At 31.8% G+C, this 1,804-nt stretch carries 1 protein-coding gene; it reads right to left on the reverse strand.

The features are described from left to right. The coding region (locus JF818_RS11525) for a hypothetical protein (RefSeq protein WP_198892153.1) at positions 1-1,710 on the reverse strand (1,710 nt) is incomplete at its 3' end. Positions 1,711-1,804 lie beyond the last annotated feature (94 nt).

The raw sequence follows: 1,804 nt of genomic DNA on the forward strand, positions 1-1,804 counted from the left end.
GTCATATAGTTGTCTGGCTACTTCGCTAGGATTTCTTGCCGTATGTAATTTTTTACACTCTATTACGAGAAGTAGACCAGTAGTCTCATGATAAACCAATACATCAATATCACCAAAATCTTCTGAAAATTTCTTGTTCAACAGATGAGTTAACTTGACTTCAGTATATACCCTCATTGAATCAAATTTTTGAAATTCTCTGGAAACTTCTTGATTGAAATCCATTCCAACTTGATTGCTCTTAAATCCGATCCACTTTTTCATTTTTAACGATGTAGCTTGTTCTGCACTAAATCTAGCTTCGTAAAATGAAATTAGATTATATTTAAAACTTTCCATCAATAACGATGGGGCAATTATCAGCTTCTGTCCACTTCGGATAATACTTTTTGAGACTAACGATAATTTACGTTGGAATTTCCATGGATAAATATCAGATAATTTATATTCACTTGGTATATCTGACCACTTATTTCTGCTCTGTAAGCAAAAACGATTAAGAAAAGATTCAACTAATTGCCTATCGCAAAATACTGCAATTTTATCAACTAATGAATCATAAGTATCGTTTATGATCAATAGGCCATTTTCTATCCCTATATTAATTATTGAATCTACAATTTTAAAACCCTCCTCAACAGTAAAGGAAAATTCATCTTTCCAAGCTTCGATAAATTTGGAAGGTAAATCTCTGTCAATATCCCTAATCGTTTCATGTAAAGAAGACTCTATCGAAAATTCATTCGAATATTCGTTCACTTTATATGAAGTTTGATTCTTAATCATTTGTATTGCATAAGGAATGAATACACTTTCTGCATAATCTTTTTCAGATAGGATATCCCCCAAAGGTGAGACGGTTAATGATGAAGGAGCACAATCATATTTTATTTCATCTGATAATCCCCCATATTGCATTAGTAAGTTTATAAGAGAGGATATCCTATTAACCTCAATCTCACCTGGTATCTGTCCACCAGAATCAAGACATTCACAATTAGCAATTTCAATTCCAATTCTACAAGTAATTTTCATAAAAATGAGATCCGCCAACTCGTTCAATACAATTTTTTGTGCTTTGTCTTTATTCTTATGACAGCCAATATTGGACTTATATGTTCTTTCAAATTCATCAATTAATGCATCTAGGGAAATAATATTATTTAGGAAAAGTGTAATCATTTTCACTTTATCAAGAAGTTTTAATATATTCTTAATTTTATCGATAAGTGTATCAATGACTTGGGCAAGCAATCTGGTGCAATTCTCTCTACCATGAATTTCTGGACTATCCTCTATGGAACGGACGTTCCATGCTAGACCATTTTTTGCCATGTAAAAAGTTATTTTATCAAGTCTTATAGGTTTTCTAATTTGATCTCTCATCCAGTCATAGTATTTTGAGGCATTGAATAAGTGACAGTGTTTTGCATATTCATCATCAAATAAACTGTCCAAAATTTCTTGTACTGGATTTTCTGTAACCTTTACTCCTAATAATGCAGAAAAAAGACTACTTATTATAGCTTTCTCTGCATCATTCGTTCCTGAATAAAACCCGTGCAGTAAGTTCTTTGCACACTGAGTATCAATAAATATTGCTTCATCTGTACATCGAATAATTTTTGTCTGGATATCATTCGATAGAGTAATATAATTGCTTCCTGAAAATTCAATTTTTGACGGTACTTCAAAATTGTTAAGTGTCACCTTCCAAATAAATATTTTATTCTCGATCCTATACTCATTTTGCATTCGGAAATTTGCAAGCCAAAGAGATAGTCCCTCCCAAAGAGAATTAGCA

This window comes from Sphaerochaeta sp. S2, from assembly GCF_016406725.1.
Lineage (GTDB): Bacteria > Spirochaetota > Spirochaetia > Sphaerochaetales > Sphaerochaetaceae > Sphaerochaeta.